The 22462-nt window shown below is 46.0% G+C and carries 23 protein-coding genes; 9 read left to right on the top strand and 14 right to left on the bottom strand.

Annotation, left to right across the window (positions count from 1 at the left end; genetic code table 11):
- Positions 1-2: 2 nt before the first annotated feature.
- Positions 3-3536, top strand: coding sequence for a hypothetical protein (locus tag PV783_RS32755; protein ID WP_420990953.1), 3534 nt, complete (start codon positions 3-5; stop codon positions 3534-3536).
- 4 nt (positions 3537-3540) lie between these two features.
- Here the strand turns inward: PV783_RS32755 and PV783_RS32750 are convergent, their stop codons facing one another.
- From PV783_RS32750 to PV783_RS32730, 5 genes are all read right to left on the bottom strand, one after another.
- Positions 3541-4392, bottom strand: a complete 852-nt coding sequence (locus PV783_RS32750; RefSeq protein ID WP_420990952.1) for a hypothetical protein — start codon at positions 4390-4392, stop codon at positions 3541-3543.
- Between the two features lie 17 nt (positions 4393-4409).
- Positions 4410-5324 carry a helix-turn-helix domain-containing protein gene (locus tag PV783_RS32745; protein ID WP_420990951.1) on the bottom strand — a complete coding sequence of 305 codons (915 nt, stop codon included), beginning with the start codon at positions 5322-5324 and terminating at the stop codon, positions 4410-4412.
- A 66-nt stretch (positions 5325-5390) separates the two neighbouring features.
- On the bottom strand, positions 5391-6296 hold the full coding sequence (locus PV783_RS32740; RefSeq protein WP_420990950.1) for an NAD(P)H-binding protein: 906 nt from the start codon (positions 6294-6296) through the stop codon (positions 5391-5393).
- Positions 6297-6409: 113 nt separating this feature from the next.
- Positions 6410-6964: a cysteine hydrolase family protein gene (locus PV783_RS32735; RefSeq protein ID WP_420990949.1), complete on the bottom strand. Its 555-nt coding sequence runs from the start codon at positions 6962-6964 to the stop codon at positions 6410-6412.
- A 71-nt stretch (positions 6965-7035) separates the two neighbouring features.
- Positions 7036-7620 (bottom strand): Crp/Fnr family transcriptional regulator, encoded by a 585-nt coding sequence (locus PV783_RS32730; RefSeq protein ID WP_420990948.1) that lies wholly within the window; start codon positions 7618-7620, stop codon positions 7036-7038.
- Positions 7621-7718: 98 nt separating this feature from the next.
- Between PV783_RS32730 and PV783_RS32725 the strand changes: the two genes are divergently transcribed.
- Positions 7719-8114 (top strand): barstar family protein, encoded by a 396-nt coding sequence (locus PV783_RS32725; protein ID WP_420990947.1) that lies wholly within the window; start codon positions 7719-7721, stop codon positions 8112-8114.
- 188 nt (positions 8115-8302) lie between these two features.
- On the opposite strand, the gene PV783_RS32720 is transcribed toward PV783_RS32725, so the two are convergent.
- The gene (locus tag PV783_RS32720; RefSeq protein ID WP_420990946.1) at positions 8303-9157 is read right to left on the bottom strand and encodes a hypothetical protein; all 855 of its coding nucleotides are present in this window, start codon (positions 9155-9157) and stop codon (positions 8303-8305) included.
- A 391-nt stretch (positions 9158-9548) separates the two neighbouring features.
- Between PV783_RS32720 and PV783_RS32715 the strand changes: the two genes are divergently transcribed.
- A complete protein-coding gene (locus PV783_RS32715; protein ID WP_420990945.1) occupies positions 9549-9929 on the top strand; it encodes a DUF7674 family protein in 381 nt (126 codons plus the stop codon).
- A 342-nt stretch (positions 9930-10271) separates the two neighbouring features.
- Here the strand turns inward: PV783_RS32715 and PV783_RS32710 are convergent, their stop codons facing one another.
- From PV783_RS32710 to PV783_RS32690, 5 genes are all read right to left on the bottom strand, one after another.
- Complete coding sequence (locus PV783_RS32710; RefSeq protein ID WP_420990944.1) at positions 10272-11705, bottom strand: TolC family protein; 1434 nt, start codon at positions 11703-11705, stop codon at positions 10272-10274.
- Complete coding sequence (locus PV783_RS32705; RefSeq protein ID WP_420990943.1) at positions 11698-14865, bottom strand: efflux RND transporter permease subunit; 3168 nt, start codon at positions 14863-14865, stop codon at positions 11698-11700. The genes PV783_RS32710 and PV783_RS32705 overlap by 8 nt, the downstream gene beginning before the upstream one ends.
- A gap of 21 nt (positions 14866-14886) precedes the next feature.
- Positions 14887-15969, bottom strand: a complete 1083-nt coding sequence (locus tag PV783_RS32700; RefSeq protein ID WP_079472240.1) for an efflux RND transporter periplasmic adaptor subunit — start codon at positions 15967-15969, stop codon at positions 14887-14889.
- 159 nt (positions 15970-16128) lie between these two features.
- Positions 16129-16518 (bottom strand): hypothetical protein, encoded by a 390-nt coding sequence (locus PV783_RS32695; RefSeq protein ID WP_420990942.1) that lies wholly within the window; start codon positions 16516-16518, stop codon positions 16129-16131.
- Between the two features lie 341 nt (positions 16519-16859).
- Entirely contained in the window at positions 16860-17228 is a 369-nt protein-coding gene (locus PV783_RS32690; RefSeq protein WP_079472237.1) for a winged helix-turn-helix transcriptional regulator, read from the bottom strand.
- A gap of 140 nt (positions 17229-17368) precedes the next feature.
- On the opposite strand from PV783_RS32690, the gene PV783_RS32685 reads away from it, so the two are divergent.
- The gene (locus PV783_RS32685; RefSeq protein WP_079472236.1) at positions 17369-18121 is read left to right on the top strand and encodes an SDR family NAD(P)-dependent oxidoreductase; all 753 of its coding nucleotides are present in this window, start codon (positions 17369-17371) and stop codon (positions 18119-18121) included.
- Between the two features lie 8 nt (positions 18122-18129).
- Here PV783_RS32685 and PV783_RS32680 read toward each other — a convergent pair whose 3' ends face one another.
- Positions 18130-18444: a hypothetical protein gene (locus tag PV783_RS32680; protein ID WP_111578423.1), complete on the bottom strand. Its 315-nt coding sequence runs from the start codon at positions 18442-18444 to the stop codon at positions 18130-18132.
- 61 nt (positions 18445-18505) lie between these two features.
- On the opposite strand from PV783_RS32680, the gene PV783_RS32675 reads away from it, so the two are divergent.
- The 5 genes from PV783_RS32675 (at position 18506) to PV783_RS32655 (ending at position 20781) form a co-directional block, all read left to right on the top strand.
- Complete coding sequence (locus tag PV783_RS32675; RefSeq protein WP_336388318.1) at positions 18506-18877, top strand: hypothetical protein; 372 nt, start codon at positions 18506-18508, stop codon at positions 18875-18877.
- A gap of 71 nt (positions 18878-18948) precedes the next feature.
- The gene (locus PV783_RS32670; RefSeq protein ID WP_420990941.1) at positions 18949-19380 is read left to right on the top strand and encodes an SRPBCC family protein; all 432 of its coding nucleotides are present in this window, start codon (positions 18949-18951) and stop codon (positions 19378-19380) included.
- Positions 19381-19509: 129 nt separating this feature from the next.
- Entirely contained in the window at positions 19510-19830 is a 321-nt protein-coding gene (locus PV783_RS32665; protein ID WP_079472232.1) for an ArsR/SmtB family transcription factor, read from the top strand.
- Entirely contained in the window at positions 19827-20330 is a 504-nt protein-coding gene (locus tag PV783_RS32660) for an SRPBCC family protein (RefSeq protein WP_420990940.1), read from the top strand. Before PV783_RS32665 ends, PV783_RS32660 begins: the two co-directional genes overlap by 4 nt.
- Before the next feature lie 73 nt (positions 20331-20403).
- Positions 20404-20781: a DoxX family membrane protein gene (locus PV783_RS32655; protein ID WP_079472230.1), complete on the top strand. Its 378-nt coding sequence runs from the start codon at positions 20404-20406 to the stop codon at positions 20779-20781.
- Positions 20782-20857: 76 nt separating this feature from the next.
- On the opposite strand, the gene PV783_RS32650 is transcribed toward PV783_RS32655, so the two are convergent.
- Entirely contained in the window at positions 20858-21601 is a 744-nt protein-coding gene (locus tag PV783_RS32650; protein WP_420990939.1) for a hypothetical protein, read from the bottom strand.
- Between the two features lie 62 nt (positions 21602-21663).
- A complete protein-coding gene (locus tag PV783_RS32645; RefSeq protein WP_420990938.1) occupies positions 21664-22431 on the bottom strand; it encodes a hypothetical protein in 768 nt (255 codons plus the stop codon).
- Positions 22432-22462: the final 31 nt, after the last annotated feature.

Below are 22462 nucleotides of genomic sequence, written 5' to 3'. Positions count from 1 at the left end.
AGATGAAATATATATGGATACCTGTGCTGATGCTGATCAGCGCACAGAGCGGCATGGCCCAGATGAAAGCACCGGAAGAATGGGTGAATTATGAAACGGTGATGGGTGTACGAAATAGCCAGCGTCATTATAATTACGACGTGGTGCTGGCAGGCGCTTCCAATACCACAAATGTGCTTTGGCCCGGTGAACAACCCTCTTATACGATACAGGTGGTGAATCAGCTGAACGAACCCATTAACACCGAAGGAAAAATAGAACTGATCAGCTATGGTACTAAAGGCCGCCCGGGTGATGTGTGGCAACCGGAGATGGTGAAGTTTGCCACCATCAGTACTACACCGGTGAAAGTGAACATCTCCCCGAAAGGATATGCCAACATTGATCATCTCCCGGTAATTCCTCCGCGTTTTGGCGGTTATGCGCTGGTGATGGACCTCGGTAAATATGGCCGCCGTTTTATTACCAGCCTGGTACGCACCTTTGCTGCAGATCCGCAGCGGATACAGTATCCAAAGCAATCGCTTGATGATATGGGCGCTGATTTCCTGCAACGGGTAGGCGTGCAGGCCATTCGTATGGGGGTGGATTATACGCCTGCTAACGCCAAAGACTATACGGCAAAAATGGAGGAGATTGACCGGAAATTAAAAGAGTACAGGGAGAAGAATATCACCGTGCTGCTGATGTTTGGAGCGGGATCGGCAGACCAGCCACTGGACAGGTTCCGCTCTTTCCTGGACTCCGCCGGTGTGATGAAAAAAACAAAGCAGGACATGGTTTGGATGCCTTCAGCGGATCATGACTTCCAGGAATTTGTACACCGGCTTTGTGTGAAATACGGCTGGCCCAAAGGGCCGGTGACGGCCGTTTCCCTATGGAATGAACCCTGGGAAGGACTGTCTATTTCCGGCTGGCAGTCGGATATTCTGCGTTACCGGGAAATATATACTGTTATGGCCCGGGCGGTACTGGATGCCCGTAAAAAAGGCGCAGACGTGCTCGTAGGTGGTGGCGATTCCAATTCCAACGCATGGGATAAACTTTTTGCAGATGGTAAAATGACGTTTCTGCCCATCTTCGATTTCTGCTCGATCCACTACCAGGGGATGGAGTCGCCGGCAATTTATCCCGAATGGGTGAACCGCAAATCGCCCCATGGCCGGGTGAAGATCTGGGATACAGAAAGCTGGGTGGGCAATACCGATGATCGTATAGGCCTCACCGTAGCCACTAACCGTTCCGCAGGTTACGACCGTTCTATGGGTATTTACGCAGGTTATATGTATACCGGTGGCAGAGGTAACGAACATTTTACCCGTAAAATAAATACGCCCGGCGGTATGAAAGAAATAACCCGTATTCCGGATACCTGGTCGCAGGCCGCAGCCCTCGGCGCCGTGCAGCACCTGGTAGGAGAGCGGGATTTCAGGGAGTTGCTGTTTACCAAAGGACTCCCCTGGATAATGGTGTTTGATGGGCTTAAAAAGAACCCCGACGACGGCACCGTAGTGATATGTGGTGATATAGGCGAGGCGTTTGGCCCGGAGCAGGTACTTTTCAGGGAAGTACGCGGACTGGCGCAAACGGCCGCTGCTGAAAAGCTGAGGGCATCCGGAAAGCCAATCCCTTATGAACCCTTGTCGGGCGGCCGGATGATCCTGCCTGCAACTTTTAAGTTATTCGATTTTTATGGCAATCCTGTTTTACCTGTAGCCGGCAAACTCGAAATTCCGCTGAACAGCCAGGGATATTATCTCCGTACAAACGGAACGAAAGGTTCCTTTGCGGCTATGATAAACGCGCTGAAAACTGCGCGGATAGAAGGTTATGAACCGGTAGAAATCCTTGCGGAAGATATGACTGCACATATTGAGCAATCGCCGGTGATGCCGCTGCAGGTTACCAATATCCTTAACCGCCCGGTAGAAGGCCGTTTACAAATCAGCCTGGGCGATCTGCATATTGATGCTCCGGCTACGGTGAAGCTGGCGCCCCATGAAACCATCACTATTCCTGTAAAAATCAAAAGTGGTACGGCCTCCGTGAACAACACCTATCCGCTGTCGGTTCATTTTGATGCCGGAGCAGATGGGATGGCGGTGCATTATGAGGATATGCATGTGAACCTCATCTCCCGGTTAAGTATACACGTAGATGGAGAACTGGACGACTGGAAAACAGCGTTGCCGCAAACCGTGAGCAGCCAGGGTGTTGCAGCGGTAAGTTTAACAGAAGCAGCCTGGTATCCTTTCAGCAATTTTGATACCCGTGCCAATGGTTACGCTAATGGCTATTTCGCATGCGACGACCATTACTTTTATTTTGCGGCTAAAACAGCCGACAGTACGCCGCATCCGGGCACTTACCGTTTTGAGCAGCGCCCCGACGATGGGTTCTTTTATCCCGATACGGCTTACGCAATGGATATGAAAGAGACACTGATCAGCAAAGAGAACAGTGCACCTGCAGAAGGAGACGCCGCATTGCAGCTTCCAGCCGGTGAAGGCCGCATCCTGCATTACCTGGAAAGCGGCGATAATACCAACTCTTTCGGCGTGGACCTGCAATTGGATTCGCTCACGCAGGTAGCGTTGTACCTGCCTGCACTGCGTGTGCCGGGTGTGGTATTGGAAGTATACAGTAACGGCGCGCAGGTGTTGCAACGCAATATTACTAACCTTTGGAGCGGCGCCTGGGAAGTGTTGCAGCTTTCAGGAAAAGTACGGATTGTATTGCACAGCAACGGCTGGTGGTATACACCCAAACTGGCGGCACTGTTGTTTGACACGCCATCTGCTGCCACTGGTATTTTTGTAAAAGAGGATTTTGATACCAGGGGCAACTGGAAAAACGTATACGGTAAAGCGGGGTACCATATAGTGGGCGTTTCGCCGCAATTGCCTGCTGGTGTTGCTTTGTCGCTGGTGCATAAAGAAGTGAAATTTCCGCTGATATGGCCTTCCGGGGTGCGGCGTTATACTTACCGTAAAAACCCGGTAACACCGGATAATTCCGGTCTGGGATACGCTTATGATAATGTGCTGCTGGCATTTAATGTACTGCCTGAAGGAAAGGATGGTATGCTGGCTTATCCGCCCGGAACTATGCCGCGTTACACCGGGTATAAGTGTACGGATTACGAATACGCGCTCAACCAGGTATCGCCGGAATATGGTGGTGGCACCGAAATATGGCGGCTGTTGGCGCCGGGCTTAAACCGGAAACACTTCTTCCCGAGGCAGCCCAGGTCGGAAGGGGAAGGACCGGTGAAAAATGGCAAACTGGTGGTGCGCAGGGAGGGGAATACCCTGATCACAGAGTGCGCCATCCCCTGGTCGGAGCTGCCGGATGTAAAGGCAGCCATCGACAAAGGATTGCCGGTTAAGCTGTCTTTCAGAGTGAATGATAATGGTGCGCCGGGCAGCTGTATGGAGCTGGCAAAGGAGCGGAGCGTGTCAAAATTAAATGCGAGGGCGTTTCATCCGGATTGGAAAGCACACTGGGCCAATGAGGTAAAGTTCAGAACAGAGTAACTATTTATTTTCTATCCACGATTTGTTTTAACGCCGGTTTCAGCGCTATGGCATGGCCGTGTCCGAAGGTGACCATTACGCGATCGTATTTATTGAATGCCTGGTCTATTTTATCGAGCAGTATACTGTCCCTCACCATTTTGGAGGTACGGCCAATGGCGCAGAACCGGCAATCGCCCCCGTTTATGTAATCAAATTTTTCGATCTCCGGTGTCAGTTTTGCTTCAAAGGGTACCCCGGTGTAGTGTTGGTATAATTGTTTAAATCCATCAAATGTTTTTTGGCTGGCAGATACCGGGAAGCCTTCTTTTATAAACCAGTTTTCGATGGCTTTGTTATATACCTTTTCAAAAGGCTCGCTGCCGTAGGCGCCGTATAGGTAGGGTATTACCAGGCGCTCCATCAGGTAATAAAGCAACAGCTGATCCTGCGGATATTTTTTCAGGGTGATGGAAAACTCAAGGCTGTCTTCCGTGTCGCCGTTCATCATGCGGATGCCGGCTTTGTCGCTCAGGTATTTCAGGCACCCGGGTTCGCCTCTTGTAGAAGCTGCCTGGTTAAGAGAGCTGAAATGTGTGCTGTCGGGCATTTGCCCGCCTTCATTAAAGGTGATTTCCGGCCGGAGGCCATTAAAGTATTTTTCTATGGCTTTAAACTGCGGATGGGTAGAATCCCTGTTGTGGTCGCATCCGATAAACACAAGCCGTTTGTTTTTATTGGTGAGGTCAATCACATAGGGCGGCCTGATGGTATCCATCATTTTACCGACGGTAACATAATCGATGGTGTGGAGTTTTTCTTTTGCCGGGGTGTTGCAGGCAATGATTCCCAACGCCAGTATTAAGTATTTGTTCATCATGCGGATTGTTCCTGTTATTTAAACGACTGCCTGAACTCCAAAGGTGAAAAGTTGGTTTTACTTTTGAACAATTTACTGAATGATTGAGAATGTTCAAAGCCCAGTTCATAAGCAATTTCACTGACCGATAAATCTGTGGTAGATAATTTCTCTTTGGCTTTTTCAATCAGCTTTTCGTGGATGTGTTGTTGGGCAGTTTGGCCTGTCAACACTTTTAATAAACTGCTTAAATATTTAGGCGACACGTTTAACGCGCTGGCAATGTATTGAACGGTAGGTAGTCCTTTTAAATCATCGTTGCTGAAATAATCTGCCAACAGCTCTTCCAAACGGCTCAGCGTTTTGTGATGGCTGATTTTTCTTGTGATAAACTGGCGATGATAGAACCGCTCCGCATAATTTAGCAGCGTTTCTATTTGTGAGATGATGATTTGCTGACTGAACTTATCAATATTGGAATGATATTCCTGTTGAATATTTTGAATGATGTTGTTGACCGTTGTTTCTTCTTTTTCGGAAAGAAATAATGCTTCGTTTATTGAATAATCAAAATATTCATATTGCTTAATGGTTTTCGCCAGCGGGGTGTTCCACAAAAAATCAGGATGGATGAGGAGCATCCAGCCGGAGCGTTTTATTGTCAGGTTGGGATCAACTTCAATTCTGAAAACCTGGTTGGGCGAAATAAAGAACATAACGCCCTCATCAAAATCATATTCCTGTTGTCCGTACACTATTTTACCGCATAATCCCCGTTTCAGGGAGATAAAGTAGAAATCATACACCCAATTTATACCGGTTTTTTGAAAGTTATGTGGCATAGCCGCATAATCTATCACACTGATCAGCGGATGTTCAGGCCTGGGTAAATCCCGGAGCTGATGATATTCGCTGATCGTTTTAACTCTGTGTGTTTTTGTACCTCTCATAATGTATTAAACCATTAAGGAACCTCCTTAATGGTTTTAATTTTTTGATGATTAAAGATAGCCATTTTATGATTGATTATAAACCATAGCAAACTCCTTTGCAAAATCTGAGAGCTTAATCTTTCCCGGTATTGGTTTATTCCGGTAGTAATCTTCATACAATATACCGTCGCGCATGCTTGCCTGCATTTCTATAAAGCCTTTGGCAATTTGCGGGTTCATTCCCGCAGCCAGCCAGCCATCCAGGAGTTGTTCATCCGGAACTACCAGCCATTTCAGATCAGGCTTTCCGATTGCTTCGCCCAGGAAACAGGCTATTTCGTTGGGAGAAAACTCATCACTTGCAATGTAACGGATGGTTCTGCCCTCAAAAGGTTGCTCCATTTCTTCGGTAATAACAGCAGCGATATCCAACGGCGAAACCCAGGGCTCTTTGTTATCACCTCCATAATTCTGCACAATGGCGCCTTGTGTTTTTATGGTTCGTATAGATGAAAACAGGTTGGTATAGAAACCAACGGGACGCATGAATTTAATAGACACATCGTCCGGCAGTTGCTTTAAAATGTTTTCTACGTTGTGATGAAAAATCAGGATACCATTTCCTGTGCTCATGTGAGCGCCAACGCTGCTGAGATGCACCACCTGCTTTACACCCGACTGCTGAATGGCCTGCTTGTAATTATGGCCTATCCGGCTGATGGTGGCAATGAAGTCAACGTTTGGGTTAAAGAAACCACCGGCAGCATCGAGTGTTTCCATCAGGTATACTACATCTGCGCCTTTGAATGTAGCCGATAAAAAATCAACGTCTTCCATTGTGCCGATGGCAGCTGTGGCGCCCAGTGCTTCAATGTCTTTTTGTCTTTCAGTTTTGCTGCTGATAACGGTAACAGAATGTCCTTTTTGTACCAGCTCCTGTGTGAGCGGTTTTCCGATATGCCCTAATGAGCCTGTAAGTACGATGTTCATAATTTGTTTTGTTGTTATTGCAAAGGTCTGCAACCATCACAAAACGGATGTAGTCAAAGTACCTATTGTTGTAGTCAAAAGGATGGGAAGCCTTCCACGAAAGCCGGTATATACTAATGCGCCATAAATTCCGCTGCTGTGATTACATGGGCATAAAGTCCGCCGAGGGCAGTCATCCCGGCGAGGTAGGCATCGTTTATTTCTTCTGCCTTTATTGTTTTACCATACAGTTCACGGTTCCGGGTAGCGCAGGCATCACCGATAACCGTAGTAGCAAATCCCAGGTCCATTGCAGCCCTTACGGTGGCGTCTACACATACATCTGTCATCATACCGCAAATAACGAGGCTGGTAATACCGTTTTCCTGCAGGTGTTCCAGCAGTGTTGTTTCCCGGAAACTATTCGGATGATTTTTGATGATTATTTTTTCATCTGCAGCAGGACTTACACCCGCATGAATAGCGGCGCCGCGGGTATCGGGCAGGAAGAAATCAGCTCCCTCATTCATGGCAAGGTGTTGTATATGAACAACGGGTATGTGTTGTTTCCGCGCCGTGTGTAATACCTGTTGCGCGCGTTGACCGGCTTCCGCAGCATTTACCAGCGTATGGTTGCCGCCATCAAAATAATCATTTTGTACATCAATAATCAATAGTGCTTTTTTCATTTTCTGATCTTTTAGGCCATAAAAGTAGCAGGCTTCTATCTCCCAAAATTTGAACTAGTTCAAAAAATGCACTATTTACCGGAGAGCTTCTTCCTGATTTTACTCAGAAACTCGTGGGATATACCGAGATATGCAGCCAGCTGTTGCTGGTTGAGGCGTTGTTCCAGGTCGGGATATTTCTCAATAAACTCCAGGTAGCGCTTGTCGGCAGTTTTACCTAATGAAGAAATTACCCTGCGTTGAAAGGTAACCAACGATTTCTGGTTCATGATACGAAACATCTTTTCTACTTTGGGCAGCGTTTCATACAGGAGATCTTTATGGGGTTTGTTGATGAGGAGTACCTCACTGTCTTCCAATGCTTCAATATTCAGGATAGATGGCCGCTGGTTAATAAAGCTGTCTATATCCGTTGCCCACCAGCTTTCTACGGCGAAGTACAGGATTTGTGCATCACCTTTTTCATCAGAATAATAAATACGGAAACAGCCTTTGGTTACAAACGCCTCATATTTACAGGTGTCGCCTTCACGCAGGAGAAAATCTTTTTTCTTTATCTTCCTGTGATGAAAATTGACAATAAACTGTTCAAATTCCGCATCCGTAATTTGAATGTATTGTTCGATATGGTTTCTGAGTAATTCAAGATCGGTCATACTAAATCCTGCGTCCGGATAAAAATTAAAGGTATGACTTTTATGGGATGCACGCCAAAATGGGAGTGGAGCCACTATCTTTATAAAAGAAATCAGCAATGGAACAACAAATAATCATTAACGGAGATGTTATCAGCGATATCCCTTCTTTTTACAGGGAAATAAACCGTGTATTCATGGCTGGTGAAGACTGGCAGCTGGGCAATAGCCTGGACGCCTTTAATGATCTGCTTTACGGAGGATTTGGGGTAATCAGGAATAACGAACCAGTCGTGCTGCTATGGAAAAATATAGAAAGAAGCAGAACCGCTTTGGGCTATGCAGTTACCAAACGGTATTACGAAGAGAAGCTGCTGCCTGACTCGCCATTCAATAAGGAACATTTCCGCGAAAAGCTGGACGCACTGAACAACGGCACAGGTCAAACTTATTTCGACATACTATTGGAGATCATTGCAGCTCATCCCAATATTACGCTGCAGTCAATTTCCTGAAGGCTGCCTTACCGTGGCCTGGCGCAGGGAGGCATTGCAGCAGTAGGGCAGATACAATTGTTGCAGCCATTTTTGGGATTGGCCCTCGCGGCTACTTTACTTCATGAACGGGTGAGCATTGGTATGCCTGGTGTGACCGTTGGGGTCATTCTTTGTGTGGCCGGATCAAGGAAGTTTGCGAGATAGTTTCAGTTTTGTATCGCACCGAATATCTCTTTGCAGCGTTCTTGGTCAACACCGTTTTCTCCTTTCCATCCGCCTAATGGCAAAATGATGTCAGAGCGGAAGGAGGTGGTTAATTTTTTACCTGCTTCCCATAAATCTTTTTGCGTGGGGAATGCTTCGTACCTGGGCTTTATAAAAGCATTTGGTAAGATACCGCATTCAGCCAGCGTTTGTAAAATTCCGTAGCGCTTATACTTGTCGGTTTGGTTTAAAATTTTGTGTGAAGCAATTCTTTGTTCCAACTTTCCAGGCGTTTCTTTTTTGTCTGCCTGCGCAATGAAGTCCAATAGTTCGGTTAGTTTTTTTCTATCGGCCTGGGTTATTTCCGGTTTATCAAACGTCAGTGCTTCTTCGAGTTCAATTAAATAGTGCAGCGGCAGTTCATTCCACGAATGTCCCAGGTAATAGGTGTAGAGCTGATGTGTTTTGTCTTCCGTTTCCACTTTTGGCAGTCCGCAAATTTCGCAGGTATCTTTGCCTGTAAAATCATGTTTGTATAAATGCCGGAGATACAAATAACTCATCAGGGTTTGTCTTGCCCGGGGCATTTCTCCCGTCAATCCTTTTAAAAACATCGAAGTAGCAAAGCCGGGTGTGAGCTTTTTATCTTCTTTAATTTTCAGTAATCTTTCCAGCGCATTGTCGTGATCAAATGTTTCAAAATTATTGGGCTGGAGTCCTTTACTGTTTAATATTTCCAGGTCGGCCTGTGTTACGGTTGCGGGGATTTTATGTTCGTGTCTATTAAGCGTGGGGTTATAAGATCCATTTTCATTGGCGTAAACTTTTTTTAATATTGTCAGTGTTTTTTTATCCATTTGAGTTGTACTGTTTTTTAGGGTGTAATGCAGCTAATATATATAAATAGTTATCTTTTTTTGTATTTTGTATCAAAATATCAACATGACTTTCCTTTTCAAATGTTCCCAGGAGCAGATCTATCAGTTTGTTAATCTTGAAAACGTTACTCATATTACGGTAGATGCCAGCAGTCATAGTATACAATTCTTTCTTTCTCCGGCAGGGCCGTCGCAACCGTATATTTTTTGGAGTTATACAGCGCCGGAGCCGTTTAATTACGATGTGAACCGGTTGGCATCGTTGGATGTTATGTTGCCCAGGTAACTTGTATTGTTTGACGGGTAATTCCGCAGTGCGGCGGGAAAATTATCTGCCGCAATCCTTAATACCGTTTAATAATATCGGTTTATGAGTGCCTGGAGAAAAAAGGCGATCGCATGTCTTCCACAACTAAAAAAAGAGTTTGAGAATCCTCACGCTTCTATCTATAGCGTTTTTATTGAATTATTGCCGGCAACTATAACAGCACATAGAAATAATGATATTGAGCAGCTTGAAAAGAACTACGATTTTGCTGAGTGGTGTTTTAAGCAGAAGGCAAAGAATTTATGGAACGCCGCGGGAGTAGCTTTTTATGAGCATTTGGGAGATAACATAGAAACAAGGGATGCAATGCCCCAATGGGTGAGCCGTGATATCTATAACCAAATAAGGCCGCTTTTAGAACAACGACTCGATAACTCCTCACTAAAAATCATAGATAACCGTTACGGTTTCCACAAAGTGTAAAAAATCATATCTGATTTGCGTCTGTAAATCCATATCAGGGCTATGCCTATACCAGGCCCAGCCATACCCCATTATAGGATAAGCCGTAGATAAGCCGTATATAACCCGTATATAAGCCGTAGATAACTTGTACCTATTAAAGAGACGGCTTATCTATGGCTTATCACTATCCCTGTAATGAGTGGAGTATGAATGATGGTGATAACGACCTTATGAGGGACTATCCCCCGAGCCGGGGTTACATAATAGATTTTATATATAATAGTAGCTGTAATCCAATTTCTTTAGAACATAAAAAAGCCGGCTTATTACAGCCGGCTTTTTTTAATGAAGATGCTTATTTTATTTCCAGCCGCCTCCCAGATCCCTGTAAACATTAATCACGGCATTCAGCTGTTGCTTTTTTGTTTCTATCAGGTCGAGTTTAGATTCCAGTGCATCCCGTTGCGTCATCAGCACTTCCAGGTAATCGGCCCTGGCCGATTTGAACAGGTCGTTGGAAATGTTGATCGAACGGGTGAGGGCATCCACTTGCTGCGACTTCAGATCATAGCTCTTTTCCAGGTTGCTGATGCTGGAAAGTTGATTGGACACCTCGAAGTATGCATTTAAAATAGTACGCTCATAATTGTATATAGCCTGAAGTTGCCGTGCATTGGCGTTATTAAACTCGGCTTTAATAGCATTCCGGTTAATAAGCGGTCCTGCAAGGTCGCCGGCGAGGGAGTACAATAATGATTCAGGCAGCTTAAACAGGTAAGATGGCTTAAAAGCCTGGAATCCTGCTCCTGCGGAAATGCCCAGGGAAGGATAGAATTCTGCACGGGCAACTTTTACATCCAGCTTTGCCGCAGTCAGTTCCAGTTCTGCCTTCTTAATATCCGGGCGATTGGCCAGTAACTGTGAAGGAATGCCGGCGCTCACCACCGGAGGTACTGCACTTAAGAAATTACCTTTATCCCGGATAATCTCCTGCGGATAGCGGCCCAGCAGGAAGTTGATCTTGTTTTCTGTTTCTTTTATATTTTGAAGAATGTCGAACTCCAGGCTTTGGGACTTCAGTACTTCAGCCTGGAATTTCTGCACTGCCAGTTCGGTTACCCTGGTGGCTTCTTTCTGCACCTTTACAATTTCAAGGGCATTTTTTTGCAGATCAATGTTTTGTTTTACTATCAATAGCTGGTTGTCGAGCGCCAGCAGTTCGTAATAAGAATTGGCTATTTCGGCCACGAGGTTGGTCAGCACAAAGTTTTTGCCTTCCACGGTTGATAGGTACCTGGTTACTGCAGCCTTTTTAGCGTTATGCAGTTTTTTCCAGATATCCACTTCCCAATTGGCATAGGCGCCTATGGACAAATCCGTGAGCGGATCCGGCATTTCCTTGCCGGGAGTGATCTCCGTAGAGGCGTCGCCGGCGCCCTGACTGGTATATCTTCCTACTTTTTCCACGCCGGCGCCGGCTCTTGCAGTAACGGTGGGAAGTAATGCCCCCTGCCTGAAGCGGATGTCATTCCTGGCGATTTCAACTTCCTGGAGCGTCAGCATCAGCTCCTGGTTGTTTTTCAGCGCGGTATCTACCAGGTCCACCAGGTGTTTATCTGTAAAAAAGGTTCTCCACTCAATGGCCGACATATTCGTCGTATCCCCGTTGCCGTTATACGACCCGGGAACCGGCCTGTTTTCAGCCAACGGCATGCTGGCCGGCACCCTGCAGCTGGCAATAGCCAGGCAAATGCCAAGCAGGCCGATGCTGCTATGTATCCTCAATTTATACATTGTGATCAATTTCTTCTGTTAAAGGATTCTCTTCTTCGTCTTTCACAAGCGCATGTCCTTCTGCAAGTTTGCCGAATATGTAGTACAGTCCGGGTATGATCAGCACGCCGAAAATAGTTCCGAAAAGCATACCTCCGGCAGCGGCGGTACCAATGGTACGGTTACCAACCCTGCCCGGCCCGGAGGCCATCACCAATGGGATCAGCCCTGCAATAAATGCGAAAGAGGTCATGAGGATAGGACGGAACCTTACCTTAGAACCTTCCATTGCCGCTTTCAGCACGGTTTCTCCCGCCCGGTGTTTCTGCACGGCAAACTCCACGATCAGCACCGCGTTTTTACCCAGCAAACCAATGAGCATTACCATGGCTACCTGTGCATAAATGTTATTCTCCAGCCCTAAGCATTTCAATAAGAAAAATGCACCGAAAATTCCGGGAGGTAAGGAGAGAATGACTGCCAGCGGCAGGATAAAGCTTTCGTATTGCGCTGCCAGGATCAGGTATACGAAACCAAGACAGATCAGGAAGATATAGATAGCCTGGTTGCCCTGGGCTACCTCGTCTTTCGAGATACCGGCCCAGTCGATCCCAAACCCTCTCGGGAGGCTCTTTTGCGCCACTTCATTGATCACCTTAATGGCCTCGCCGCTGCTATATCCGGGTGCGGCGGCGCCGCTTATTTCCGAGGCGTTGTACATATTATGCCGCGTGATCTCTGATAAGCCATACACCTTTTCCATTTTCATGAAGTCTGAAAACGGCACCATCTGATCATGATCATTCTTCACATACAGCTTCAGGATATCGTCAGGCAAGGCCCTGTACTGCGGCGATGCCTGCACAATCACTTTATACTGCCGGTCGAATTTGATAAAGCTGATTTCGTAGTTACTGCCCACAAGTGTGGAAAGCGTGTTCATGGCATTATCGATGCTCACGCCTTTTTGCTGCGCGATATCATTATCCACCCGCAGCATATACTGGGGGAAGCTGGCGCTGTAAAAAGTGAATACGGAGGATAGTTCCGGACGTTTGCTCAGTTCCTTTACAAAGTCCCTGCTCACCGTTTCCATCTTTTTATAATCACCTGATCCGGCTTTATCAAGCAAACGTAATTCAAAGCCACCGGCGGCTCCGTAGCCCGGTACGGCGGGCGGCTGGAAAAATTCGATAGTGGCGCCTGTGATGTCTTTGGATTTTTCTTCCAGTTCACTAATGATTTCCTGGACAGAATGTTTCCGGTCTTCCCAGCTTTTCAGGTTAATAAGACAGGTACCGGAATTGGAACCGGTTCCTTCTGTAAGAATTTCATAACCTGCCAGGGAAGAAACGGATTGTACGCCTTCCACGCCTTCCGCAATTTTCTGCAGCTTTTCGGCTATCTGGTTGGTTCTTTCCAGGGATGATCCCGGAGGCGTTTGGATGATGGCATAAAACATTCCCTGGTCTTCGTTGGGAATAAAGCCCGAAGGAACGGTTTTATTCATGACCCATATCCCGGCGCAGAAAGCCACCAGTATACCAAAGGTGAGGGCCCGCCTGTTAACGATGACGCCCAGTATTTTCTGATACTTCCCGGAAGTGCGGTTGAATGAATTATTAAAGCCATCCAGGAATTTGGCCAGCGCGTTTTTCTTTTTGGGTTTTCCATGCGTATTCTTCAGGATCATGGCGCACAGCGCTGGTGTAAGCGTAAGCGCCACCACACCCGACAAAATAATGGCGGTTGCCATTGTGATGGAAAACTGGCGGTAGAAGATACCCACCGGGCCCGACATAAATGCTACCGGCACAAATACCGCGGCCATTAAAAAGGTGATGGCCACAATAGCGCCGGCGATTTCATGCATGGCTTTTTTGGTGGCCTTCAGCGGAGAGAGGTGTTCTTCTTCCATTTTTGCATGCACCGCTTCAATTACCACGATGGCATCATCTACCACCACGCCGATAGCCAGCACCAGCGCAAACAGCGTGATGAGGTTAAGCGTGATACCCAAAAACTGCATGAATACAAATGTTCCGATGAGAGACACCGGTACGGCCATAGCAGGGATGAGGGTAGAGCGCCAGTCGCCGAGAAACAGGAATACCACTAAACCCACCAGTATAAAGGCTTCCAGCAGGGTATGAATTACCTTTTCAATGGAGGCGTCGAGGAATTTGGATACATCATAACTGATTTCATAATCCATTCCTTTTGGAAATGAATTGGCTTTGATCTCCTTCATCTTCGCCTTTACGTCCTTGATTACCTGGCTGGCATTACTTCCATACGATTGCTTCAGTACAATGGCCGCTGAAGGTTTACCATTCAGGTTGGAGTAGATATCATACATTGAACTGCCGAACTCCACGTCGGCTACATCTTTCAGGCGTAATATTTCACCATTCGGACTGGATCTCAGGATAACATTTTCGTATCCTTCTTTATTCGTAAACCTTCCGGGATATTTCAATACATATTCAAACGTCTGGGATCTTTTACCGGAGCTTTCGCCGGTTTTACCGGGAGATGCTTCCAGGCTTTGTTCGCCCAGCGCCTTCATCACTTCATCCGCAGAGATCTTGTAGGCCAGCATCCGGTCCGGTTTCAGCCAGATCCTCATGGCATATTCCCGGTTACCGAGAATATCTGCGAAGCCAACGCCATCTACTCTTTTTAATTCCGGCAAGATGTTGATATCCGCGAAATTGAAAAGGAATTTCTGGTCCGTTTGGGGATCGTCACTGTAAAGGTTGATGTACATGAGCATGTTGGATTCCTCACGGGTGATCTTTACACCTTCACGTACTACCAGTGGCGGCAGTTTATTCACCACGGATGCCACACGGTTTTGAACATTTAACGATGCCTGGTTGGGATCGGTGCCCAGGTTAAATACTACCTGGATAGACGCCTCTCCGTCGTTACCCGCATCGGAAGCAATGTATTTCATTCCCGGAACGCCGTTGATGGCTCTTTCCAGCGGAATGATCACTGATTTGATCATTAATTCACCGTTCGCGCCGGGATATTCCGCTGTTACATTCACCTTTGGCGGCGATATGGAAGGGAATTGTGTTACGGGCAGCTGAGATATGGCCAAAACTCCGAGGAAGACGATAATGAGCGATATTACTATGGACAGAACCGGTCGCTGTATAAACTTATTTAGCATTGATCTACACTATTAGATGAACTATTCCGCTTTTAATCGCAGATGGGAAATAACTTCCTCGGGTTTCCGGTATTCATAGCTGATCTTATCATCATCTTTTACCTTCTGAACACCTTCGAGCAGTATCTTATCAGTTTCTGAAATGCCATTTTCAACTACATACATGTCGGGCATCTGGCCACGGATGGCAATGTTCCGGGATCTTACCACATTCCTGTTGTCCACCACAAAAACATATACCTTATCCTGTATTTCGTAGGTTGCTTTTTGCGGAATGACTAATGCGTTTTTAAGCGGAATGGTCATCAGGACTTTGCCCGTTTCCCCATTCTTTAAAAGCTTATCCGGGTTTGGGAATCTTGCCCTGAAGGCAATGTTGCCGGTTTCATTGTTGAATTCACTTTCGATGGTTTCCACATCTCCTTTATACTGGAGGGGCTGATTATTGGCCAGCAGCAGGCTTACCTTGTTGCTTCCGCGGCCTTTTGCGTTGGTGGCATAATCGAGGTATTCCGGCTCAGATACATTGAAATAGGCGAACATCTGGCTGTTGTCTGAAAGGCTGGTCAGCAGGCCGCCTTCATCGATAACGCTTCCCAGTTTAAACGGAATACGGTCGATGGTGCCATCGAACGGCGCCCTGATTTCTGTGAACGAGAGGTGGAGCTTTGCCAGGGCCATTTCGGCTTTTGCCTGATCCAGTTTGGCTTGCGCCATAGCCTGCTCATTTTTTGATACCACATTTTTATCGACCAGGGTTTTTGTATTCTGCAGTTCTATCTCTGCTGCTTTGGCTTCTGCTTCTGCCTTCTGGAGTTCTGCCTCATAAATTTTCGGCATGATCCTGAACAGCAACTGACCTGCTTTTACAAACTGGCCCTCATCCACATAGATGTTCTGGAGGTAACCCCGTTCCTGGACCCTGATCTCAATGTTCCTGACAGATTTTATCTGCGAAACATATTCGTTGGTAAATGAAGTATCAATTCTTACCGGGCTGGTAACCGTATACTTGCCCGCTTCTTCCTTTACTTCTTTTTTTGATGTACAGCTTGTATGGCACAACATGACAAACAAGCCCGTAAACATGACAATTCTACTCATGATATTAAATGGATATTAAGCGATGGGATGCTTGTAAGGCAGGGATGCCTATGGACGCAAAAGGATCAGTCGCCGGGCAGGAGCCCGGAGGAAGTAATATTAATATACATCCGCCAGGCATATATGATCATACCTTCGGTGACTGATGTACACTATTGATCAGATCCTTAAAACACTTTGTGTAATGTATCTGTTGGAAAGATGCCCCAGGTAAGGTGTGGGGGCTTTAAAGCATTTATGGAGATAACTTAAAACGTCGGGGCCGGCGAGTGCAAGATAGTACCTGGTGAGCAGTTTATATTTTCTGGCAAGACAATTATCCGCATCGTCCTCTTCAATGTCATCACTTATCAGGCATTCTTCTTCATTATCCAAATTGCTGACAACAGAATAATCCTGGTTGGTGTCTGTAAATTTAATCCGGTGTTTGTGTTCAATGTTCCTGGCGAAAGAGTTGGAAACATCGTTATGATGAGTAGCCGTAAAAGCATAGCCCTCCCCCCTGAGCAGGAGGAAACACAAATATGCGAAAAATATAGCTACTCTCATTCGGGGGCCAAAAGTAATAAAAGTTTGAGAGCAAATGAAAAAAACATCCCGTTTGGCTTGTGAAGAAAGTGTTATTTTTAGTTCAGCGCCCTTTTTGTAAATATGTTTAAATATGTAAATGTGTTTGCCGGGATGTCTGGAAACTGTTGGTGGGCTGGATCTTAATCGATCCCCAAATCACTTGTAAAAGATTTATCAGGGGTTATGTCGTAGTAGTCAACACCTGTTTGGGCAACGGTAATACCCATTATGATAACATATACTTCATATTTGCTTTTGATATTATTTTTATCGATCAGGGTTTGAAAATTGGCGGCGTAGGTCAACGCTGTCCAGTCCCATTATGCGACATCTTTTTTTGCTGAGTTCCGGTGTTTGCCTCCCCAGGCGCTTAGCTGTTTAAAGATGGGGCCGAACTCCAGCGCCATTTCCGTGAGTTCATATTCCACCCGTGGGGGAACTTCTGCATACACGGTTCGTTTAACCAGTCCGTCCTGTTCCAGTGCCCGGAGCTGGAGGGTTAACATGCGTTCCGTAATGTAGTCAAACTCCTTCTTCAGTTCACTGAACCTCATTTTTTTCTCTTCCAGTTTACTCAGGATCAGGATTTTCCATCTGCCCCCGATTTTATTAACCGCATAGGTAAGATCACATTCAATAATGATGTTTTCGTTGCGGCTATAAGTGGAGTTTTTCTTTCTGGTTGCCATTACTTACACGTTTGTTAGTACCGTACAATTGGTTGTATAGCCTGTAAAATTAGATGCTGCCCGCTACTTTTACAAAGAAATTTTCAGCCTTGTTTTTTGAGGTATGAAATCCAGTTTTTACAAAGCATTAATTTAAAAGTATGGATCTGTATTTAAACGGGAAAACTGCCGTAGTAACGGGCGCCAGCCAGGGCATTGGCCGGGCAATTGCAAAAGAACTGGCTGCAGAAGGAGTGAAAGTCCTTGCCGTAGGGAGAAACGAAGCCTTACTGGATAGCCTTAAAGCGGAAGTAGCCGGTGCAGGTGGCGTGGAGCCGGTCACTTTTATCCAGGACCTGGTTGCGCCGGACGGGCCGCAAAAGATTGCAGCAGCAGCGTTGTCTATCCTGGGACAGGTGGATATACTTATCAACAATGCGGGCCGTAGCCGCCCGGTGGATGTGGTGGGGCCGGAAGAGCCGTGGGTGGAGTCGATGACGCTGGACTTCGACCGGCAGCGGCAACTGACCCAACAGCTGTTGCCTCATTTTATAGCACGCAGGCAGGGGGCTATTCTGAACCTTATCAGCACGTATGAGTTGCGCACCATCAATGTGTCGGCGGTAGCCAAAGCAGCAGTAGTAGCCTGGTCCAAACAGCTTGCGGGACAATTGGGGCAGTACGGTATCCGGGTGAACTGCCTGCAGCCAGGGTTGATAGACACGGAAAATATACGGCCTTATTTCCCAGGCGACGAACGCCGGAAATTTGCAGAACGAGAGATTCCGCTGGGTGATTTTGGCCAGCCACAGGATATGGCTAATATGGCTGTTTTCCTGGTATCGCCCCGTGCGGGGTACATCACTGGCTCCGTTGCCACCGTGGATGGGGGAATGCGTTATCATGCGTTCTGATCACTATCTTATTCTGCATCCGGAAGCGGGGGCGTTTCCGGATCAGGAGGGTAGACAATTTCAGTGATGATAATGCGCTGCACCCGTACGTTGCCGACGAGATCCACGTACTGTGAGCGTAGCAACGTGAACAGTTCGGTGGGCACCTCATCACTCACATAGTAAGTGTTGAACTGTTCTACGGATAAATTCAGCCGGTCTGCGATCTGGGCATGAGTAACGATGGCGCCCTTCTCTTTTGCCTTTTCTTTTAAATAACGTATGGTGCCCCGGAAGGTTTCCTTCTGGGTATATGATTCTTTGTAGTCTTCGTCTCCCATCATAAGGCGTAATTATTATTTAAAGCTATTCAATTTGCGTTTAAAGTTTAGCTAAATTCATAGGATGAAAGATTTGCCCTTGCTGAAAAAAATACTCTGGGCCGATAGCCTGCTGGGTGGCAGTACTGCGGTAGTGGGCTTATTGTGGTTCCGGACCTTAGCTGTTTTCCTCGGTTTGCCCGTGAATATTGTTGCGATGATCGCGGTTGTTACGCTGGCATATGCGTTACTGGCGGTGAGCCTGGCGCTGCAACGCCAGCCTTCTGTATTGCAGCTCAGGGCGCTTGTTTACGCAAATTGGCTGTGGACTATCACCAGCGTGGTGCTGCTGATCTTTTATATTTCCGGGACAACATTATTTGGTACAGCGTTTTTAATTTTACAGGTAGTGGTGGCAGGAATGCTGGCCTATCTCGAAGGGCGGCATATAACGTAAACGATTATACGGCGCTGTCACCGGATCTGAAAAAAACAGATTAGCTTTTAAAAAATTATCAAGCGCAGAGAATGGAAAAGATAATAGAGAGAAAAATAATGATCAATGCGCCTGTGGCGGAAGTATGGAACGCAATTACAGACGTTGAGTTAATGACGCAATGGATGGGAGAAGCAGCGCTGGATCTCCGCGTTGTTACTACCTGGGAGGTGGGTGCTCCTTTAGTCATCAGCGGTTTCCATCATGCAAGGTTTGAGAACAAAGGAACGGTGCTGGAGTATTCACCGGATCATGCAGTGAGCTATGATTTTCTAAGTTCGTTATCCCGGTTGCCTGATAGCAAAGAGAACTACACGGTTATCAGGTTTGCACTGACGCCACAGGAGGAGCATACCTTGTTGACGTTAACACTCACTAACTTCCCCACGGATACTATATACCAGCATCTCAATTTCTATTGGAACGGTACGCTGGGGATCATGAAAAAGATGATAGAAAGTTGATCTTCTTCTTATCAGATTACCGGAGATAATATTTGCTTCCCCCTTAAAAAAACACACAAAATATTTTGTGCAACCAATTAGTTGCTTATATTTGCAACTGAACGGTTGCGCGAATAAATTAACGGAGAAATGAGAAGAGATGTTTTTCAGGCTATTGCCGACCCGACCAGGCGGGCCATTATATTACTTATTGCCGTACAGGCAATGACACCCAACGCCATTGCTGAACATTTTGATATGAGCCGGCAGGCCGTTTCAAAACATCTGCGCATCCTCACGGAATGCGAACTGGTTAAACAGGAGCAGTCGGGCAGGGAAATTTTTTATCAGCTTAATGGAAATAAAATGCAGGAGATTGACAAATGGCTGGAACAATTCAGGAAGTTGTGGGAGGGGAGATTTAACGAACTTGACAAAGTATTGTTAACTATAAAAAGCAAAAAGAAATGAGTATGAACTTAGCTTTTGATTTTTCTGTAAACAAGGAAAACAAAACCATCACAATTAAACGGGAATTTGCAGCAGAACTTCCCCTGGTTTGGGACGCCTATACGAAAAGCGAAATCCTGGATCTGTGGTGGGCGCCAAAGCCCTGGAAGGCAAAAACAAAAACGATGGACTTCAGGGAAGGCGGACGTTGGCACTATGCAATGGTAGGCCCGGAAGGTGAAGAACACTGGGCACTGGCCAACTACAAAAACATCCAGGCGCAGCAAAAATTCACCGTTCTTGACGCTTTTGCAGATGCCGACGGAAATGTAAATAAAGAGTTGCCACAGGCGGAATGGAACGTCACCTTTGTTGACAAAGGAGAGGTCACTTTGGTGGAATTACACATTTCCTATGCGGATCTGGCTCAACTGGAAGCCACTATCCAAATGGGCTTCAAAGAAGGACTGGCAATGGCTATGGAAGGATTGGACGAACTGCTGCCATCATTGAAAAAATAGAATTTCTTCACAACTGATACTGCAGATATACTGCAAATAAAAATGAAATGTATCTTTACGGAAATTAAACACTATGAAAAACAAAATCCTATTCGTAGTAAGTCTGCTTTTCGGACTTATGTTCATTAACGCGGGACTGAACAAATTCTTTAACTACATGCCGGTACCCAAAGACATGCCTGAAAGCCTGATGAAATTAATGGGCGCCTTCATGCAGATCAGCTGGTTAATGCCACTTGTTGGAGTAATAGAAGTAGTTGGCGGCGCGCTTTTTATTCCAAATAAAACAAGGGCGCTCGGCGCAATAGTTATTCTCCCGGTAATGGTAGGAGTTGTTTTAACTAACATTTTCAACGCTCCATCAGGGTTGCCTATTGCACTTGTGATGCTGGTAATTAATATCTGGGTAATTATTGAAAACCGGAAGAAGTATTTGCCGATGGTAAGCTAGTGTGGTGTATTGAGATAAATAAAAAGCCTCCAGGTTGTACAACCTGGAGGCTTTTTATTTAAAGATTTTATCGCCGTTATATTTTTAGGATCTCCACTCTCCGGTTTTTCGCTTTACCGGCTTCACTACTGTTATGTCCTTTTGTGTCAAGCTCCTTTTTTATTTCATCTGCTTTGATAAGGGAGGCAGTGGCTTTAAAAGGTATTGTTTCGAGGATCATCCATCCGGCAGAAGCGCCGTCATCTGTTGGCGTAAGCTGTACCCAGATGTTCCTGTCGGCACGACGGATCAGGAAAGTAGTAGTAACTGCATTTCCCAGGAAACCATAACCCTGTATATATTTCAGCTTATTGTTTTCCGGAATCACAGCAGAGGAATCCCCCGGCACTTTGGCCTCGGAAACTTTCACTCCGCCAACGCCTGTAATAACTTCTTCCAGGTTTCTGGCCAATTCAAGGTCGCTGTACGATTTTCCCTCTTTGGCAGTGACCCGGTTATAGAATATTTTTCCTTCGGGTCTTTCAAAGTGATCTTTCACCCAGAAGAAAGCAACATCAAAGTCTGATACCTTATTATTTGAAAAGTTCTGGTAACCATCCGGCAGACTGAAATATGGGAATGCGCCAAGTGGTTTATCTGATACCGGGATGGCAGTAATGTCAAATGTTTTTGTATCAGCCGGTGGGGCTGTAGTTGCCTGTGTTGTGCCGGTTACCTGGGGAGAAGCAGTACTATCTTCTGTATTAGATTGTTTTTTGGAAGAATTGCAGGCAAAAAGTACACTGGCACTTGCTGCTATCGTTAAAGTTCTGAGGTACATATATAGGCTTGGTTTTAATGTTTCAAACATAATGACTAACCGAGATTCCGTCAAAAGAATCATTATTCTTCAAGCGGATTGATGATGCTAAAGCCATTGCTTTTCAGGGTCATAAATTTCCCCTCTTCAAGTCCTTTCAATCCGCCGTCAAAGGTACCGAACTTTGTGACCTCTTTTCCTGCGATATTCCACAGGAAGAAGTTCGTTTTGTTTTCATAAGTGCCATGTAAAATTACCTGTCCGCGGTTATACACCATTGAATGGGCGCCCCGAAAATCGGCCGGTGTTTCGTATTGTTTCCAGGCGAAGGTTTTAAGGTTCAGCGCTATCACCTGGAAATCGGTGTACGGATAAAATAACACGGTGTTTTGATCCAGCTTACAGGCACAGTAGCAGTCGGCGATTAACCAGTTGGCATTGGAGTTAAAGCCATACAACATTTCCCCCCGGAAATTGAAAACGGCTAAGCCTTCCAGGTTAGGACCGTCGTCGCCGAAAACGCCTTCGTCAAAATAAGTGAATACAATTTTGTCTTTAAAAACCAGCACCTCTTCAATACCGGTACCTGCAAAAAATGATAACTGCAGTTTGCCTTCGCAGTCATAAATCAGGGCATTGTGTTCCCCTTTGGCAGGTATTGAAAGCACTAAAAACAAGTTATCCGTTAGCCGCCGGACCCTGAAAGACAAATAGTTTTCCGGTAGTTGGGTGCGGAAGAAGGGAGCTATTATTTCATTTTTTTCAGTAATCGCTATATAGTTGCCGTAGCTGTTTGTGTCTACGTCCCGGAGTTTTGTATCGGTATCAATGATAAATAGCTGTTCTGTCATGGTTGCCGCATTTGGGTTTCCAAATATACAG

It is taken from the genome of Chitinophaga sp. CC14 (genome assembly GCF_048957795.1).
Lineage (GTDB): Bacteria > Bacteroidota > Bacteroidia > Chitinophagales > Chitinophagaceae > Chitinophaga > Chitinophaga ginsengisegetis.
Note: the sequence above shows the minus strand (reverse complement) of the source record. Positions and strands in the feature narration are given on the sequence as shown.

Excerpts from the sequence above, each read along its gene's own strand:
- PV783_RS32670 (WP_420990941.1), top strand. The coding sequence starts at position 18,949 with ATGGAAAAGATAATAGAGAGAAAAATAATGATCAATGCGCCTGTGGCG.
- PV783_RS32650 (WP_420990939.1), bottom strand. The coding sequence starts at position 21,601 with ATGTACCTCAGAACTTTAACGATAGCAGCAAGTGCCAGTGTACTTTTT.
- PV783_RS32690 (WP_079472237.1), bottom strand. The coding sequence starts at position 17,228 with ATGGCAACCAGAAAGAAAAACTCCACTTATAGCCGCAACGAAAACATC.
- PV783_RS32705 (WP_420990943.1), bottom strand. The coding sequence starts at position 14,865 with ATGCTAAATAAGTTTATACAGCGACCGGTTCTGTCCATAGTAATATCG.
- PV783_RS32720 (WP_420990946.1), bottom strand. The coding sequence starts at position 9,157 with ATGGATAAAAAAACACTGACAATATTAAAAAAAGTTTACGCCAATGAA.
- PV783_RS32685 (WP_079472236.1), top strand. The coding sequence starts at position 17,369 with ATGGATCTGTATTTAAACGGGAAAACTGCCGTAGTAACGGGCGCCAGC.
- PV783_RS32655 (WP_079472230.1), top strand. The coding sequence starts at position 20,404 with ATGAAAAACAAAATCCTATTCGTAGTAAGTCTGCTTTTCGGACTTATG.
- PV783_RS32745 (WP_420990951.1), bottom strand. The coding sequence starts at position 5,324 with ATGAGAGGTACAAAAACACACAGAGTTAAAACGATCAGCGAATATCAT.
- PV783_RS32700 (WP_079472240.1), bottom strand. The coding sequence starts at position 15,969 with ATGAGTAGAATTGTCATGTTTACGGGCTTGTTTGTCATGTTGTGCCAT.
- PV783_RS32730 (WP_420990948.1), bottom strand. The coding sequence starts at position 7,620 with ATGACCGATCTTGAATTACTCAGAAACCATATCGAACAATACATTCAA.
- PV783_RS32750 (WP_420990952.1), bottom strand. The coding sequence starts at position 4,392 with ATGAACAAATACTTAATACTGGCGTTGGGAATCATTGCCTGCAACACC.
- PV783_RS32665 (WP_079472232.1), top strand. The coding sequence starts at position 19,510 with ATGAGAAGAGATGTTTTTCAGGCTATTGCCGACCCGACCAGGCGGGCC.
- PV783_RS32695 (WP_420990942.1), bottom strand. The coding sequence starts at position 16,518 with ATGAGAGTAGCTATATTTTTCGCATATTTGTGTTTCCTCCTGCTCAGG.
- PV783_RS32740 (WP_420990950.1), bottom strand. The coding sequence starts at position 6,296 with ATGAACATCGTACTTACAGGCTCATTAGGGCATATCGGAAAACCGCTC.
- PV783_RS32710 (WP_420990944.1), bottom strand. The coding sequence starts at position 11,705 with ATGTATAAATTGAGGATACATAGCAGCATCGGCCTGCTTGGCATTTGC.
- PV783_RS32755 (WP_420990953.1), top strand. The coding sequence starts at position 3 with ATGAAATATATATGGATACCTGTGCTGATGCTGATCAGCGCACAGAGC.
- PV783_RS32725 (WP_420990947.1), top strand. The coding sequence starts at position 7,719 with ATGGAACAACAAATAATCATTAACGGAGATGTTATCAGCGATATCCCT.
- PV783_RS32675 (WP_336388318.1), top strand. The coding sequence starts at position 18,506 with ATGAAAGATTTGCCCTTGCTGAAAAAAATACTCTGGGCCGATAGCCTG.
- PV783_RS32680 (WP_111578423.1), bottom strand. The coding sequence starts at position 18,444 with ATGATGGGAGACGAAGACTACAAAGAATCATATACCCAGAAGGAAACC.
- PV783_RS32645 (WP_420990938.1), bottom strand. The coding sequence starts at position 22,431 with ATGACAGAACAGCTATTTATCATTGATACCGATACAAAACTCCGGGAC.
- PV783_RS32660 (WP_420990940.1), top strand. The coding sequence starts at position 19,827 with ATGAGTATGAACTTAGCTTTTGATTTTTCTGTAAACAAGGAAAACAAA.
- PV783_RS32735 (WP_420990949.1), bottom strand. The coding sequence starts at position 6,964 with ATGAAAAAAGCACTATTGATTATTGATGTACAAAATGATTATTTTGAT.
- PV783_RS32715 (WP_420990945.1), top strand. The coding sequence starts at position 9,549 with ATGAGTGCCTGGAGAAAAAAGGCGATCGCATGTCTTCCACAACTAAAA.